This window comes from Roseivirga thermotolerans (assembly GCF_014653175.1).
Lineage (GTDB): Bacteria > Bacteroidota > Bacteroidia > Cytophagales > Cyclobacteriaceae > Roseivirga > Roseivirga thermotolerans.
Genome location: NZ_BNAG01000002.1, coordinates 595,517 through 611,451, shown reverse-complemented (window position 1 = coordinate 611,451; position 15,935 = coordinate 595,517). Strand labels below are relative to the sequence as shown.

At 43.9% G+C, this 15,935-nt stretch carries 14 protein-coding genes; 5 read left to right on the top strand and 9 right to left on the bottom strand.

From position 1 onward, the window contains the following. Window positions 1-54: 54 nt before the first annotated feature. Window positions 55-2,292, bottom strand: coding sequence for a Tex family protein (locus IE164_RS08625; protein ID WP_189629807.1), 2,238 nt, complete (start codon window positions 2,290-2,292; stop codon window positions 55-57). A 316-nt stretch (window positions 2,293-2,608) separates the two neighbouring features. Between IE164_RS08625 and IE164_RS08620 the strand changes: the two genes are divergently transcribed. Continuing rightward, complete coding sequence (locus IE164_RS08620; protein ID WP_189629806.1) at window positions 2,609-3,151, top strand: pyridoxamine 5'-phosphate oxidase family protein; 543 nt, start codon at window positions 2,609-2,611, stop codon at window positions 3,149-3,151. On the opposite strand, the gene IE164_RS08615 is transcribed toward IE164_RS08620, so the two are convergent. The 8 genes from IE164_RS08615 to cmk form a co-directional block, all read right to left on the bottom strand. Beyond that, window positions 3,140-4,498, bottom strand: coding sequence for a S41 family peptidase (locus IE164_RS08615; RefSeq protein ID WP_189629805.1), 1,359 nt, complete (start codon window positions 4,496-4,498; stop codon window positions 3,140-3,142). The genes IE164_RS08620 and IE164_RS08615 overlap by 12 nt on opposite strands. A 150-nt stretch (window positions 4,499-4,648) precedes the next feature. Next, the gene (gene nqrE / locus IE164_RS08610; RefSeq protein WP_189629804.1) at window positions 4,649-5,260 is read right to left on the bottom strand and encodes an NADH:ubiquinone reductase (Na(+)-transporting) subunit E; all 612 of its coding nucleotides are present in this window, start codon (window positions 5,258-5,260) and stop codon (window positions 4,649-4,651) included. A gap of 13 nt (window positions 5,261-5,273) precedes the next feature. Next, on the bottom strand, window positions 5,274-5,939 hold the full coding sequence (locus IE164_RS08605) for an NADH:ubiquinone reductase (Na(+)-transporting) subunit D (RefSeq protein WP_189629803.1): 666 nt from the start codon (window positions 5,937-5,939) through the stop codon (window positions 5,274-5,276). Window positions 5,940-5,952: 13 nt separating this feature from the next. Then, window positions 5,953-6,726 (bottom strand): NADH:ubiquinone reductase (Na(+)-transporting) subunit C, encoded by a 774-nt coding sequence (gene nqrC / locus IE164_RS08600; RefSeq protein WP_189629802.1) that lies wholly within the window; start codon window positions 6,724-6,726, stop codon window positions 5,953-5,955. Then, window positions 6,713-7,930: an NADH:ubiquinone reductase (Na(+)-transporting) subunit B gene (locus tag IE164_RS08595; protein ID WP_189629801.1), complete on the bottom strand. Its 1,218-nt coding sequence runs from the start codon at window positions 7,928-7,930 to the stop codon at window positions 6,713-6,715. Before IE164_RS08595 ends, nqrC begins: the two co-directional genes overlap by 14 nt. 5 nt (window positions 7,931-7,935) lie before the next feature. Beyond that, window positions 7,936-9,303, bottom strand: coding sequence for a Na(+)-translocating NADH-quinone reductase subunit A (locus IE164_RS08590; RefSeq protein WP_189629800.1), 1,368 nt, complete (start codon window positions 9,301-9,303; stop codon window positions 7,936-7,938). Window positions 9,304-9,445: 142 nt separating this feature from the next. Continuing rightward, window positions 9,446-10,339, bottom strand: a complete 894-nt coding sequence (locus IE164_RS08585) for a 4-hydroxy-3-methylbut-2-enyl diphosphate reductase (RefSeq protein ID WP_189629799.1) — start codon at window positions 10,337-10,339, stop codon at window positions 9,446-9,448. A 9-nt stretch (window positions 10,340-10,348) separates the two neighbouring features. Then, window positions 10,349-11,077 (bottom strand): (d)CMP kinase, encoded by a 729-nt coding sequence (cmk, locus tag IE164_RS08580; RefSeq protein WP_308440965.1) that lies wholly within the window; start codon window positions 11,075-11,077, stop codon window positions 10,349-10,351. 125 nt (window positions 11,078-11,202) lie between these two features. On the opposite strand from cmk, the gene ade reads away from it, so the two are divergent. From ade to IE164_RS08560, 4 genes are all read left to right on the top strand, one after another. Next, window positions 11,203-12,828 carry an adenine deaminase gene (gene ade / locus IE164_RS08575; protein WP_189629798.1) on the top strand — a complete coding sequence of 542 codons (1,626 nt, stop codon included), beginning with the start codon at window positions 11,203-11,205 and terminating at the stop codon, window positions 12,826-12,828. A gap of 67 nt (window positions 12,829-12,895) precedes the next feature. After that, window positions 12,896-14,182, top strand: a complete 1,287-nt coding sequence (locus IE164_RS08570; protein ID WP_189629797.1) for a tetratricopeptide repeat protein — start codon at window positions 12,896-12,898, stop codon at window positions 14,180-14,182. 136 nt (window positions 14,183-14,318) lie between these two features. After that, on the top strand, window positions 14,319-15,638 hold the full coding sequence (locus IE164_RS08565) for a tetratricopeptide repeat protein (protein WP_189629796.1): 1,320 nt from the start codon (window positions 14,319-14,321) through the stop codon (window positions 15,636-15,638). Continuing rightward, window positions 15,638-15,916, top strand: a complete 279-nt coding sequence (locus IE164_RS08560; RefSeq protein WP_189629795.1) for a sll1863 family stress response protein — start codon at window positions 15,638-15,640, stop codon at window positions 15,914-15,916. The genes IE164_RS08565 and IE164_RS08560 overlap by 1 nt, the downstream gene beginning before the upstream one ends. Window positions 15,917-15,935 lie beyond the last annotated feature (19 nt).

Genomic DNA, 15,935 nt, shown 5'->3' with positions numbered 1-15,935 from the left:
ACAGCCGTTTAGGCTTGTAAGCCAAGACTAGGTAAATGAGGTTAGCCCCGGGCACTACTTTCCAAACTTGCCTTTCAATGCGGCCAATTTAGCAGCCATATCTGTTTCCGGAACGTTCTGCTTCTTCCCCGATGATCTTTTCTTTGCCCCACCGCCTTTTGCCGCGCCATCGCCTTTCATCGAGAGGGATATTCGTTTTCTGGCTACATCTACCTCTGTTACAGTAACCATTACTTTTTGCTGTACAGCTACCACATCGGCCGGATTGCTCACATATTGGTCGGCCAATTGGCTGATATGCACCAGACCATCCTGATGGACACCAACATCTACAAAGGCTCCAAAGTTGGTTACGTTGGTTACTATTCCGGGAATTCTCATCCCTATCTTTAGGTCTTCGATATGGTTTACGCCATCGGCAAAACTGAATACCTCGAACTGCTCTCTCGGGTCCCGGCCCGGTTTGGCGAGCTCAGCCATAATGTCTTTTAAAGTAGGTAGCCCCACGGTATCAGATACATACTTTTTGAGGTCTACCTTCTGCCTAAGCGATGCCTCTTTAATAAGGTCTGTTACCTCACAATTTAAATCACGGGCCATTTGGCTCACTATGGTGTAAGCCTCGGGGTGCACTGCACTATCGTCCAGCGGGTTTGTGGCTCCTTTTATGCGCAAGAAACCTGCCGCTTGTTCAAAGGCTTTTTCTCCAAGACGCTGCACATTTTTTATGGCTTCACGATTCTTAAATGGTCCATTCTGGTTTCTATACTCCACAATATTCCTGGCCAGTTGAGGCCCTAGACCGGCCACATAGATTAGCAGTTGTTCTGAGGCGGTGTTTACCTCTACTCCAACAGCATTTACACAGCTCATCACCACATCATCGAGCGATTTCTTCAAGGCAGTCTGGTCTACATCGTGCTGGTATTGACCTACACCTATTGATTTAGGATCAATCTTTACCAATTCTGCCAACGGATCCATTAGCCTTCGTCCGATAGACACTGCCCCCCTCACTGTTACATCATGATCGGGGAACTCATTTCTGGCAATTTCAGACGCGGAGTAAATGGAGGCACCGCTTTCATTGACCATAACCTGCAACACGTGTTTTGGTAGTCCCAACGACTTCACGAAGTCTTCTGTCTCGCGCGAGGCGGTTCCATTGCCTATGGCAATGGCTTCAATGGCAAACTGGTCAACAAGCTGCTTGATTACCGCTCCCGATTCGGCCACCCTTTTTTGTGGTTCATTGGGGAAAATGGCTTCATAATGTAAGAGCTTGCCTTGAGCATCCAGACAAACCACTTTACAGCCAGTTCTGAATCCCGGATCTATAGCCAAAACTCTTTTGCTTCCTAATGGGGCGGCCATCAACAACTTATGAAGGTTTTTTGCAAATACCTCAATGGCTTCCTCATCGGCCTTTTTCTTAGAAAGCATGCGCATTTCTGTTTCCATAGAGGGGCTCAGCAGTCTTTTGTAGCAGTCTTTTATAGCCAGCTTCACTTGCTCTGCTGCGCTATTATTGGCCTCAATAAATTGTTTTTCAAGTATGGTTATAGCCTCTTCTTCAGGCGGTAAAATATCTAACATTAAAAAGAGTTCAGCCTCGCCCCTTCTCATGGCTAAAACTCTGTGAGATGGCGCATCTTTAAGAGGCTCTTCCCACTCAAAGTAATCTTTATACTTTTGACCTTCTTCCTCTTTTCCGGTATACACTCTGGATCTGATAATGGCATTTTGTTGAAAATACTTTCTCATCTTTTCGCGAGCCTCAGCATTTTCATTGATGGTCTCGGCAATAATGTCTCTGGCTCCCTGCAGGGCTTCATCAATATCTTTTACGCCTTTCTCTTCATTGACATAGGCTGCTGCTTCAGTTTCCACATCTATGGGCTGCTGCTTGAGCAACAAGTTAGCCAATGGCTCCAGACCTTTTTCGCGGGCTATAGAGGCTCTGGTCTTACGCTTAGGCTTATAGGGTAAATAAATATCTTCCAGCGCTGCCATGGTTTGGGCAGCCCTGATCTTCTCCTCTAACTCAGGTGTAAGCTTACCCTGCTCTTCCACCGATTTCAGGATGGCCTCCCTTCTTTTATCAAGATCTTTTAACTGCTGCAACCGATCCCTAACTGCTGAAATCTGCACTTCATCTAAACTGCCGGTAACCTCTTTTCTATATCGGGCTATGAAGGGCACCGTACCACCTTCTTCCAAAAGCTTTATGGTAGCTTCAACCTGTCTGGACGTTATGTTTAATTCTTGAGCAATGAGTGGAGCGTAAGCCATAGATTTAATTTTAGCGGGCACAAAACTAAAGAAAGATGAATCTTTGAAAATAATTTACTTCAATCTTTTAACACAAAGTTATACCGTGCCACCTGCCTTATGTTGATCGATTGTCTCGCTTTAAAAAGCTATTAGAAGGGTATTTAATTGATCATCAGCCCCTAAAGAACAACTGTTAAAAAATATTTGACTGCAAAGCCTACTTGCTAGGAACTTTTCATCAGTGGTCTTTTCTTTACATACTAAGGCGATTGGCCGCGTGTCCAGGCCATTAGTCTCTACCCTTTAGAATTGGCACCAAAAAGTAAGAATCATTATGGCTAAGTTTTACGATGTGCTATCGCCCGAACTTATTGAATTTATTAAAAACCAGAAGGTCTTTTTTACCGGTACAGCAGCCCCAAATGGCAGGGTCAATGTATCACCCAAAGGCATGGACTCTTTCAGGGTTTTAGGCCCAAATAAAGTGGCTTGGCTTAACCTAACCGGTAGTGGTAACGAAACGGCTGCTCACCTAAAACAGCTCAATCGAATTACCATTATGTTTTGCGCTTTTGAAGGCAAACCATTGATTTTAAGGCTTTTTGGGAGTGCAAAAACCATTCACCCACAAAATGATGAATGGGCAGAATATCTTGAACTGTTTCCTGAGCCCTTTGGAGCACGCAATATCTTTGTGGTTGCGCTCGACTCCGTACAAACCTCATGCGGCTTTGGGGTTCCTCTTATGGAATATAAAGATGACCGAAAGGTTTTAACCGACTGGGCCGAACGCAAGGGAGAAGAGGGAATTAAGGACTACTGGAAAGAGAAAAATCAAGTAAGTATTGATGGTTTTCCTACGGGACTATTTGATTAAGCTTTTTACTTTCTCCATAACCGCATCTTCTTCTCGCATTAGCTGCTGGAGGGTGTAAGATACTCTATGATGAGGTATAACTCCCCTGCCATGATATGGATGACCGGAATTGGCAGTGGTGTACATCCACATGGGGAGGTTTACCCGGAGGCCACTATGAGGTAGTATCAAAGTTCGGGTAGAACCGCTCGTATTGCCATCGTACCCTCCTCCTGACTCTTCTCCTACCAGGGTGGCCCACTCGTTATGATGCAGAACTGCGGCTACATCGGCACAGGTGGAGAAACTCCAACCATCAATGAGCATATATACTTTTCCTCTAAACCTTTGGGCTTCAGGCTTCCACTCGTCCAATCCTTTATGGGAAGTCATTAGCCTTCGCCCCTTTTCCCGAACAATGTTTCCATAGCCACTATAAGATTCTGTTACTTCAATTCTTTCGAAATACCGAAAAGGGTTCCGGGCCAAATAAGCCACTAAGGCGGCTCCGTAATTATCGTCTCCACCTCCATTACCACGAAGGTCTATAACCAAGGTCTGTGCTTCTTTTTGCTTTAACTCCCTGAAGCTCTCAGCCAGGAATCGTTCATAATTTAAACCAGCATCGCCTAAGGCCCTACTGGAAAACGTGTTGATCTTCATGTAGCTGTAGGAAGCCTCATGCCTAAGCACCAACTGAGGCGGCTGCTGAAAGGGCCTTCGCATGGAACGTATTTTAGTGTAGCTAACACCGGGCAATACAATAGTTTTGAGACCTGTATTGGAGCTGACCTCTACCTGAAAGGAAGTTGTACCCCTAGCCACAAACAATTGGTAGAAATAAGGAAAGAACTGCTCATTAAGCCTCAATCGACCTGTTGTGATGTAGCCATCGGCCGATTGGTGCTCAAATATGCGCCTTACTATTTCATCCATCTTAAGCCCATTAACAGACACCAACTCATCACCGGATTTCAGTTGGTCACCCGTGAGTGAGGCATTAAAAACAAACCACTTACCGTTTACTGCCCTTATTTCTAATGGAATAAAAAGTTGGTTCTCCAAAAATGTGCGCTGATCCTTTTCGGGCAACAGCACCTGGGTATGCCCGCAGCGAAGTTTATTTACCAAAAAGCTTACGGAGGCAAAAAAACCGATTTGGTCTGTCTCCTGAATTTGATCCAGCGCAGTTTGAAAGTACCAATCGATGGAGTCTTTACCGGTATATCGAAACATTCCGGGGTGATAGGCTTCCAGCTCTTTCTTTAGATAAAGCAGATCTTCGGTAGCCTGTTTTTGACTAAGGTCTTGCGCTTGTCCCACAACGGGGGCAAACACACTAAAAATAAAAAGGTAAAGCCTGTGCATAGAGATTCAAACCTAAGGGATTGTGCTTGCGAACACCAGTGGTTAATGTAATTCGCAACAATAGACAGGCATAAAAAAAACTGTCTTCAAAACGAGCCTGCTTTACGAAAGCTCCTTTGAAGACAGTCTTCTCTAAGAGTTTTTAGAGCCTTAGATGGAAATACCCATAAAGCTCATGAATGCAATACCCATTAGACCGGTAATGAACATTGTTACGCCCAATCCTTTAAGGCCATCGGGTACATTAGAATATTTTAGTTTTTCTCTGATAGCCGCCAAAGCTACAATGGCCAGGAAGAAACCAATACCTGAACCAAAGCCAAATACGGTAGCCTCACCAATAGAATAATCTCTTTGTGCCATAAAGAGCGAAGAACCCAGAATAGCACAGTTCACAGCAATAAGTGGCAAGAAGATACCTAACGAACCATATAGCGATGGAGAAAATTTCTCAATAGTCATTTCAACCAACTGCACCATTGCCGCAATAATGGCAATGAACATTATGAAACGAAGGAAAGACAGGTCGATAGTAGCGAAATCAGCCCCTAACCAGGCTAACGCTCCTTCTTTCAATACAAACTCATTGAGCAGCCAGTTCATGGGTACTGTCATACCCAAAACGAATACTACGGCAAGTCCTAAACCAAAGGCTGTCGATACCTTTTTAGACACTGCCAGGAAAGAACACATACCTAAGAAGTAGGCAAATACCATGTTCTCAATGAAGATCGACTTAATACCTAAATTCAATAAATCCATGATTGCTTACTTTTTAGTGTTCTACGTAACCTGTTTTAGATCGCTGTATCCATATGATGAAACCAAGCACAATAAAGGCTCCTACAGGAGAAACCATAAGTCCGTTGGTCGCAAAGTTTTCCATACCAATGGCTTCAAAAACAGGATATCCGAATACTTTACCGGAACCCCAGATTTCTCTAAAGAAAGCCACGGTAAGAATAATCCATGAGTAGCCTAAACCCGAACCAAGACCGTCCAACACAGAATCGTATGGCTTGTTTCCAAGTGCAAAGGCTTCCAGCCTACCCATTACAATACAGTTGGTAATGATTAGACCAATGAAAACGGAAAGGGTTTTGTACATATCGAATGCATAGGCTTTGAGTACCTCATTTACCAAAGTAACGAGGGTGGCTACTACTGCCAACTGCACAATAATACGTACCCTGCCGGGGATTGCATTCCTCATTAAAGAGATAATGAGGTTAGAAAATATCAATACAAATATTACCGAGAGAGCCATTACCAGCGTAGGCTTCATTTGAGTGGTAACCGCAAGGGCCGAACAAATACCCAATACCTGTACGGTAATTGGGTTATCGTCACTCAATGGATCGGTAACGAATTTCTTTCTTCTCTTCGATAGTAAGGCTTCTTTTTCTTTTACTACCGGGGCTTCTAACGTTTCAGTACTCATTTATAATTACTGTTTAGTTATTGTCAATATTCATGGTCATTGCCTGGTTCCGAACATTCTTATCGAAATAGTTCTGATAGTAGCCCAGGTAGTTCTCCAGCATGGCGTTCACACCATTGGCAGTGAGGGTAGCACCGGCCATACCGTCTACCCTATTTGGTCCAAGAGCAGACTCAGGTGTTTTTTCACCTTTCACCATTTCTACAGAAACAAACTCTCCCTGATCATTATAGAGTTGTTTGCCCTGATAGCGCTGCTGCACATCGTCTGAAGTAATTCTGGCTCCTAAGCCGGGGGTTTCACCACGGTGGTCGAAACTTACACCCTGAATAGTTTCCAGATCTGGCGCCAAGGCGACAAATCCCCAGATAGCATCCCAAAGTCCGGCTCCATACGTTGGAATAATGTAGGCTTCCTTACCTTCGGCACTGTACTTAAATACCGGGAAGAGTCTTTCTTCTACTGGCTTTTTGTAGTTTTTCTCAATGTCTACATTTTCGGCAACAACGGGCTCTCCTTTGGCATTGGTAGTTACCACATTGCCCTGATAGTCGGCCACTTCGGAAGAAATTACTTCGCTGTATCTAGTCAGAATCTGTTCTTTGGTCATTTCGGCCAAGGCCGCTTTCTCCGCAGGAATAGCTCCCAAAATTTGTTTTTTGGTATCTAAATCAACGGCTTCTTTTTGAATGGGGCCTAACACCTGAGAAACCCCTGAAAGCAATCCTCCCAACACTATTGTGAGAATGAGAGAGAATATAATTACGTAAGCATTAGACTGTCGCACGGGCCAACCTCCTTTTCTTGTTTGCTTGTACTACATAGAAATCGATGAGTGGGGCGAACACGTTCATAAACAGTACGGCAAGCATAATACCTTCCGGATAGGCCGGGTTCACCACTCTAATTATTACAGTAAGCACTCCAATGAGCACTCCATAAATCCATTTTCCTGTTTCCGTTTGAGAAGCAGACACCGGGTCTGTAGCCATGAAAACAGCACCGAAAGCTAAACCACCCATAACAAGGTGATATTCTGCTGGTAATTCCATAAATGTATTTGCTCCTACCAAATTGAAGATGGTACCCATAGCAAAAGCTCCGGCAAACACACTTACAATAATTTTCCAGCTACCCACACCGGTAGCAATGAGTATCAATGCTCCCAACAGGGCCATTAGTGTAGAAGTTTCACCAATCGATCCGGGAATTCCGCCAATAAGCATGTTTTGGAAGCTAAAGAAGTCGCCTCCGAAAGGCGCAGCCAGTACACTATTGGTATCGGCTAAACCAGAGATTACACTGGTATCAGTGGTAGAAGACTCATAAGCAACTGCTAGTGCTGTTGCGCCAGAATAGCCGTTTACGGGCGTTTTATCGGCCAATTGAGTCCACACTTCACCGGAAATTTGAGACGGATAGGCAAAGTACAAGAAGGCTCTGGCTGTCATAGCCACGTTGAGTATGTTCATACCCGTTCCTCCAAAAATTTCCTTACCTACCAAAACTCCAAAAACTGTCGCCAAGGCTACTTGCCACAAAGGAATGGTCGGAGGAACTATTAAAGGAATGAGCATTCCTGTTACAAGGAATCCTTCGTTGATGGGGTGTTTTCTTACTACGGCAAAAATGGCTTCAACTATACCACCTGCGGCATAGGAAACCAAAACGATTGGCAGTACCCAGCGGGCACCAAACAACAGGTTGTCTACCGAGAAGAATGAAGTGGTCTCTCCCACTGCAATGTGATGCTGATAGCCCACATTGAATATTCCCCAGATCAGACAGGGTATCATGGCGATAACCACTGTCATCATCATTCTCTTCAAATCTACTGCATCTCTCACCTGAACGCCTTTCTTACCGGCTGTAATGGGTGGAGAAAACAGGAACGTTTCACCAGCTTCGAACAGGTAGTAGAATTTCTCCAACTTACCACCCTTCTCGAACATAGGTTTCTGCTTTTCTAATATTTTGTGTAAAAACTTCATTCCTATTAACCGTTTTGCATCAATTCAAGCCCATCTCTAACAATTTGTTGAACATCATGTTTAGAGACATCCACATATTCACACAAGGCCAAATCTTCTTCAATCACTTCATAGATTCCAAGGGCCTCCATGTTATCGTAATCTTCAGCTAAAATAGCCTTCAGTAGATACACTGGGTAAATATCCATTGGGGTCACTTTCTCGAACACCCCGGTCTCAACAAATGCTCTTACCTCACCATTGGTGTTGGTATCCAGTACATATTCTTTATTTTTTCCATTCAGGAATGAGAACAAGCCCCATGCTCTGTGGAAACTCAGTACTTCTTTCTTAGGCTTTAGCCAACCGAGGAACTCTGAATGGTCTCCTTCTGGCAATACAGAAAGCAAGTTGCTGTAAAAGCCCAGATAACCGTCTTTTTCTACTCGCTCACCGGTTAGTACGTTGCCGCTAATGAAGCGTACATGGTCTTGTTTGAGGTTGCCCTCAACCATTTTATTTACACAGGCTCCCGTATAGGTTTTGTAGTATTGCGGGTCTTTAACTTCTGAACCGGCAATTGCCACCAAACGAGAAGCATCGTATATTCCTTTGCTGAAAAGCTTTCCTATTTGAGCCACACCATAAGGTGAAATGGTCCAAACAATATCTCCCTTAGCTATTGGGTCTATGTGATGAATCTGAACACCCACATTGCCCGCAGGGTGAGGCCCGCTAAATTTGTTGTGTTGAATACCTTCTACGTTGGCAAATACCGAAGACACCTCGCCATTTAGATCGTGATTGAGATGAATAGGACCTTCCGTAAATTTCTTCAACACTTCAATACCGGTTTTGAAAGCCTCTTCATCACCCTTTAGGGTAAATGCAATGTCGGCTGCCAATGGGTGGGTATCGAAGGCAGAAATAAAGATGGACTTAGGGGTATCTTCTTCTTTGGCGATAATGCCATAAGGTCTTTGAATGATGTTGGCCCAAACTCCTCCTTTAGTCATCTGAGCGGTAGCCTCTTCTCTGGAGAGACTCTTGAGCTCAGAAACATTGTAGGTTTTGAATTGCTCATATTCAACTTCCTTGTCGGCCAAAATCTTAATCTCAAGTAGTTTTCTCTTGGCTCCCCTCTTCACTTCGACTACTTCACCACTTACGGGAGAGCAAATCATCACGTTTTCCTGCATTTTGTCATACAAAACAGGAGTTCCGGCCTTCACGTTGTCACCCTCAGCTACTAAAAGCTTGGGTCTCTTCATTCCTACAAAGTCAGTGGGTTTGATAGCAAACGTTTCCGAAGGGGGAGTATTCGCGATTTTCTTTTGCGCCTTCCCGGCAAGGTTGATGTCAAAGCCTTTTTTAAGCTTTACAATTTTAGACATACTGTATTGAGTTGCGAATCACTAAGGTTGATCAAAATCGAGGCAAAAATAACACTTTTGCTCTCAAATGAAAGGCTAGGCCTTCCTTTTCGGTGCGCAAGTTAAGTTCAAAAAACTTGCTATTGAAATGCTAGGTGAAATATTATATTTCTACGGTTTCAGTGAAATGATTTTCAATGTGTTGTGCCACATTTTGCATGAGCCACATAGGAGTTGAGGTGGCTCCGCAAATACCCACATGGTCTGAAGGGCGAATCCAGCTAAAATCCACTTCGTCCTCATTTTCTACAAAGTAGCTTCTTTCATTCTGCTGTTTACATACCGTGTAAAGGGCTTTGCCATTGGAGCTCTTTTTGCCACTCACAAACACTATAACATCTACTTCTTCTGCAAACTTTTGTAGTTGAGGCTCTCGGTTAGACACCTGGCGGCAAATACTGTCGTTGGCCGAAAAGTCAATTTCTTCCAACTCACCTTTGGCCGCTTTTATGCGCTCCTCAATCAGTTCGCGAATGTGATAAAAGCCTTTTGTGCTTTTGGTAGTTTGGGAAAAAAGGGTAACCGGACGGTTAAAGTCAATCTTTTCCAAGTCAGCCTCTTCCATGATTATTATGGCTTCGTTGTTGGTTTGACCCGACAGGCCAATGACCTCTGCATGACCCAGCTTGCCATATATTACAATCTGGCCGTTTACTCTTTTCATTTTGTCATAGGCCAGTTTTACTCTGTTTTGAAGCTTTAGCACCACAGGGCAAGAGGCATCCACCAGTTCTATATTGTTTTTTAGCGCCAATTGGTAGGTTTCTGGCGGCTCTCCATGCGCCCGAATGAGCACTTTGGAGTCTTTAATGTCTTTCAGGTCTTCCCGATCGATAATCTTGAGCCCTTTTTCATTGAGGCGTTTTACCTCCATACTGTTGTGTACAATGTCGCCAAGACAATAGAGCGAACCTTCTTTCATTTCGTCTTCGGCCATCTGAATGGCAAACTCCACTCCAAAACAATACCCTGAATTCTGATCTATGGTAACTTGCATACACTTATTCTATTCTGCCTCAATGCGTTGCTTGGCCAAATCTAACACTTTTTGAACTTGCTCCTCAAATTTCAAATGAGAAGTATCTATCTCTACAGCGTCTTTTACCTTTATTAAAGGACTCTCGCTCCGGGTAGAATCTATCCGGTCTCTTTTTTCCAGGTTTTCCATAATCTCAGCGAGGTCTGCCTTCTCCCCTTTTTCAGCCAGCTCCATTTGCCTTCTCCTGGCTCTCACTTTGGTAGTGGCGGTCATATAAACCTTTAGTTCCGCGTCAGGAAAAACGACAGAACCAATATCGCGCCCGTCCATTACCACTCCTTTGTCTTTACCCATGGCCTGCTGTTGAGCAACCATTGCTTTTCTTACGGCCTTAATGGCAGCCACCTGACTTACCTGGCCTGCCACCCTCATTGAACGTATCGCTGTTTCAACATTCTGTTCATTCAAAAAGGTTTCGTTTTTCTGTGTTTCAGAATCAAAACGAAAATCTATCCGAATATTGGCCAATGCCTCTTCAACCGCATCAGGGTTATTAATATCCACTTGTTTGTCTAACATATATAAGGTTACAGCCCTGTACATAGCTCCGGTGTCTATGAATTTATAGCCCAGTGCCTTGGCTACGGCTTTGGCCGTGCTGCTCTTTCCACAGCCCGAGAGTCCGTCTATGGCAATATTAATCTTGGTCATTTCAGAAGTTTGCGCAAAGGTAGGATTCAAAGGCTTATCTTCCATTTTTTAATAAAGAAACCCACAAGCCAGGCTCTAAGCCTCCTATACTTAGCCTAAACTATAGCTACTTTTCGCTCTAAGCTCTCCACCGGCTGGAATTCCATGGGGCAATTCTTTAACATTGTAGCATGAAAATTTCAGGCCATATTGTCGATGTCAGAAACCGGAGGATATTTGATGGTGAAATCCGTACGGAGGGCAACAAAATAGTTTCAATACAAGAAACCAACCAGGTTGCCGACCAATACATACTACCCGGATTTGTCGATGCTCATGTGCACGTGGAGAGCTCCATGCTTGTACCCTCTGAATTTGCACGGTTGGCAGTGGTACATGGCACAGTAGCCACGGTTTCCGACCCGCACGAAATAGGCAACGTGCTCGGAGTTAAGGGAGTGGAATACATGATTGAAAACGGACGTAAGGTAAATTTCAAGTTTTACTTTGGGGCACCATCATGCGTACCAGCAACTACTTTTGAAACAGCCGGGGCCGAAATTAGTGCTGCAGAAGTTGACTATTTGTTGCAAAAGCCTGAGGTAAAGTATCTGGCAGAAATGATGAACTGGCCGGGTGTATTGTATGGCGATGAGACGGTACGGCAGAAAATAGAAAGTGCTCAAAAAGCCGGAAAACCTATAGATGGCCATGCACCGGGCCTTAGAGGAGAACAAGCTGAAAAGTATGTGAAGGCGGGAATGAGTACTGACCACGAGTGTTTTACTGCCGATGAAGCCCGAGACAAATTAAAGCATGGTATGAAAATAGCCATTCGCGAAGGCTCTGCGGCCAAAAACTTTGATGCCCTTGTGGAGCTGTTTGGTGAAGCTCCAGATATGCTCATGTTCTGCTCTGACGATAAACACCCTGACAACCTTGTGGAAGGGCACATTGATCAACTCGTAAAACGTACACTCGCCAAAGGCTTCAATTTGTTCGATGTATTAACTGCAGCCTGTATTACCCCTGTAGACCACTACTCCTTAGACGTGGGCACCCTGCAAACAGGCGATTTGGCTGACTTTATTGTAGTTAACAACTTACAGGAGTTTAATGTATTGGCCACTTATATTAATGGCAAAGCTGTTGCCGAAAGAGGCAAAACCCTTATTCCGAGAGTTGACAACGAAATAATTAATCGCTTCGATTGTGAGCCTGTATCAGCGAAGCAAATAGCTGTTAAAGCTACCGGCCGGGAAGTACAGGTAATTGAGGCCATGGATGGGCAGCTCATTACAAACAGTCTATGGCTTCCCTGCCCAATCAATGCTGAGGGAATGGCTGTTTCGGATCCCCGGAAAGACATTCTTAAAATGGTGGTGGTAAATCGGTATCATAAGGCCCGGCCGGCAATAGCCTTTATTAAAAACTTTCAGCTAAAAGAAGGTGCCATTGCCTCTTGTGTGGGGCACGATTCCCACAACATTATAGCTGTTGGCACCAACGATGAGGATTTGGCAAGAGCAATCAACCTCATTATTGAATCGCAAGGTGGAGTAAGTGCCGTGGGTTCTGACAACGAAATGGTTTTACCATTGCCTGTAGCAGGAATCATGTCGGCCGAAGACGGGTATGTGGTCGCTCAAAAATATACGGCTATTGATGCCATGGCCAAGAAGCTCGGTAGCAGACTCAATTCTCCGTTCATGACCCTCTCCTTTATGGCCTTACTTGTGATTCCCAAACTTAAACTTAGCGACAAAGGTCTGTTCGATGGGGAAAGCTTCTCGTTTACCAACCTGTTTAGAAATTGAACTAATAAATTAGTTTGATTTAAGGGTTTATTCCACTACCTTCTAGGTTCAATAAACCTTAAACAAAATGAGAGTACTTACTTTCCTGCTTCTCACCGTGTTCACGGTGGGTTTAACCTATGCTCAAGACACTCCTTCTGAGCATGCGATTAATGAAAAATTAGTGATGGCCGGAGACAACATGCACTTTGGTTATTATGAGAAGGCTCTGCCATCTATTCACTGGCTGCTTCAGAATGCTCCCAAGGCATCTTCTAGTGTCTACAGCATGGCATTCAAAGCGCTGGAAGAAACAGCCGGTAAAGTGGAAGACACAACCAAAAAAAATGTACTTCTCGATTCGCTAATTATTGCCTTCCGCCTAAAAGAAAAGCACTTTGGCCTGACAGATATTGAAAAGAACAAACTGGCCTTTCGGTACTTCGATTATTTTCTGAACAACAAGGAGAAAGTAGCAGAAGCCTACCCTCTTTTCCATGAACTCTTTGAAAGCCCCGATGAGGTAATAAACAACAACCTGGTAGCTTTTATGTACATAACCAACAAATACCATGAGCTGGTGAAGCCTTTGCCAACGGCAGAAATATTGGCCAACTATGAACTGGCCAGCAGGCAAATTGCCTCAAGGTACTTCTCAAAAAATCTCAAGCTGTACGAAACCTACAGCAAATATGCCGATGATCAGGTTTTTAAAACACTGAACGTCAATGAACATTGTCAGGCAATTAAGCAAATAGCTACCCACATGACTGCCCCGGACAGCGTGTATTTAGCCAAGAAAATTGTATCGCTCACCCTCGACTCTAAATGTGGAAAATCGGAACATTACCTAAAAGCCCTCAATATACTTTCCAGAAGCGAGCCAAGTCCGGGACTTCATAAAATACTGGCTCAATACGCTGCAGCAGAAGGGAATTACGCCCTAGCCACAACCCACTATGTGAAAGCCATTGAGCTGGAACCTGTAGCCGATAAGCGCGCAGCGATATATCTGAGTCTGGCCGAAATATATTTTTTAAACAATGATAAAACCAAGGCAAGAGCCAGTGCCTTGGAGGCTGTGGCAGCAGACCCCGGCCAAACCTCTGTGGCCTACTCGTTCATTGGCAATCTTTATCTTTCCAGCTATAACGATTGTGCCGAACGCCATGATCGGGTTCAGGACAAGGCCGTTTACCTGGTAGCCTATGACGCTTTCGAAAAAGCAGGCGACAAGAAGGGTATGGAAGAAGCTGCTAAAAGATTCCCAACGCGGGAAGAAGCTTTCGAAAATAACTTGTTCGATGGAGACCAAATTGACGTAGACTGCTGGATACAGCTAAGCACTAAATTGAGAACAAGAGTAAGCAATTGACCGTTATATTTGAGCTAAAAACAACAATTTGATAATCCATGCATTTATTCATACTTTCTAAGACCTGTTAGTTTCGCGTGGCCTTAGCTTTTTGGCTAAATGTTTGATTAAATGATTGGTTAGAAAACTCATTGTTATGAAAAGGATATTCTTTGTACTACTTACCTTATGTATTGCTCAAGTGGGAATGAGCCAGGAAAGTCAGCTAAAATTGCCTGATGATCCGGTACTTGCCGAAGAAGCAAAAAGAAGATTTGCTCTATCGGTTGATGCCATGTCTATCGATAGGTATAGACAAGCGGCCAATTCGCTTAGCTGGCTCATGAAAAATGCCCCTGATTTGTACGATGGTCTGTACATAAACGCATATAAAGCTTACGAAAACCTGGCAGAAGCCGAAACGGACGAGACCAAACAGAATGTGTTGCTCGACTCGATGTTTATTGCCTTCAACTTAAAAGAGAAATACTTTGGTCTAAGCGACCTGGAAGTAAACAATAAGGCCTATCGCTACTATAAATACTGGAAATCGAATCGTGAAAAAATAGGTGAAGCACTAGAGGCATACCACGAAGCCTACAAAAAACCAGAAGAGGTTATTAACAACAACATTGTTTCTTACATGGATGTGGTGAGACGCTACAAGGCCTATGGCAACTCCATTTCGAACGATCAGGTTTTGGATGTTTATGGCAAAGTGCTGGATGTTATTGACCGCAAAGAACAACAAGGTGAAGATTCTGACAAACTAGACCGGTACCGTGCGGCTGTAAATGGTTTGCTCACACAGATTATTGGTGATGACCTCAATTGTGACTTCATTAATACCAACCTGGCCCCTCCCCTGAATAACAATACCAACGACCTAAAGCTGGCCAAAAAGATTTTCGGATTGCTACTCAATCAGGGCTGTACCGAAAGTACATACTTCCTGAAATCGGCCGAGATTATTCAGAAACTGGAACCTACTGAAGGAATGGCCAAAGTAATTGCTCAAAGAGCCTATTCCACTAAAGAATATGATAAGGCAGTAAAATTCTATCAACAAGCTGTGAGCTTGTCTAAAGACCCTGAGAAAAAGGCAGATCTTTTACTGGGGCTCACTTCGGTATACATAGCCCAGGGCAACAAGCAAGAGGCCCGAAAAATAGCCTTCCAAGCCGCAGAAACACACAAGTCTTATGAAGCGCAGGCACTTACTTTGGTAGCTAATATGTACATGAATAGCTTCAACGAATGTGCTAAACAACAAAGCCAAATCGATGATAGAGCCATTTATATGGCAGCATACGATTTATACCAGAAAGCGGGTAATAAGGAAGGAATGGCCCAGGCCAGAGCACAGTTTCCCACAGTTTCTGATGTATTCACAGCCAACAAAAATGAGGGAGACCCTATTAAAGTGGGCTGCTGGATTAATGTTTCAACCACCATTAAAACAAGACCTACAAACTAATGGACACAGAGAAGTTACTGAAAGAAATCAGAGAGAAAATAGATGAGCTGGTAGAAAAGGCCAAAGAGGCCGGAGCCGAGGCTCGCGAAGAAATGGAAGATGTGATAGAAGACCTGAAGAAACAACGCGATAAGCTGGAAGACAAGCTACAGGACTTTAAAACCAAAAATGAGCCTAAGTTCGAAGAGGCTAAATTCCACTTAAGAAAAGCGGCTGAAGAACTGGAACAGGCCGTAAAGAAAATGTTTAGAAAAGGCCCAGGTGCCACTGAAGTATAGAACCTAAAGGAGAAGTTTT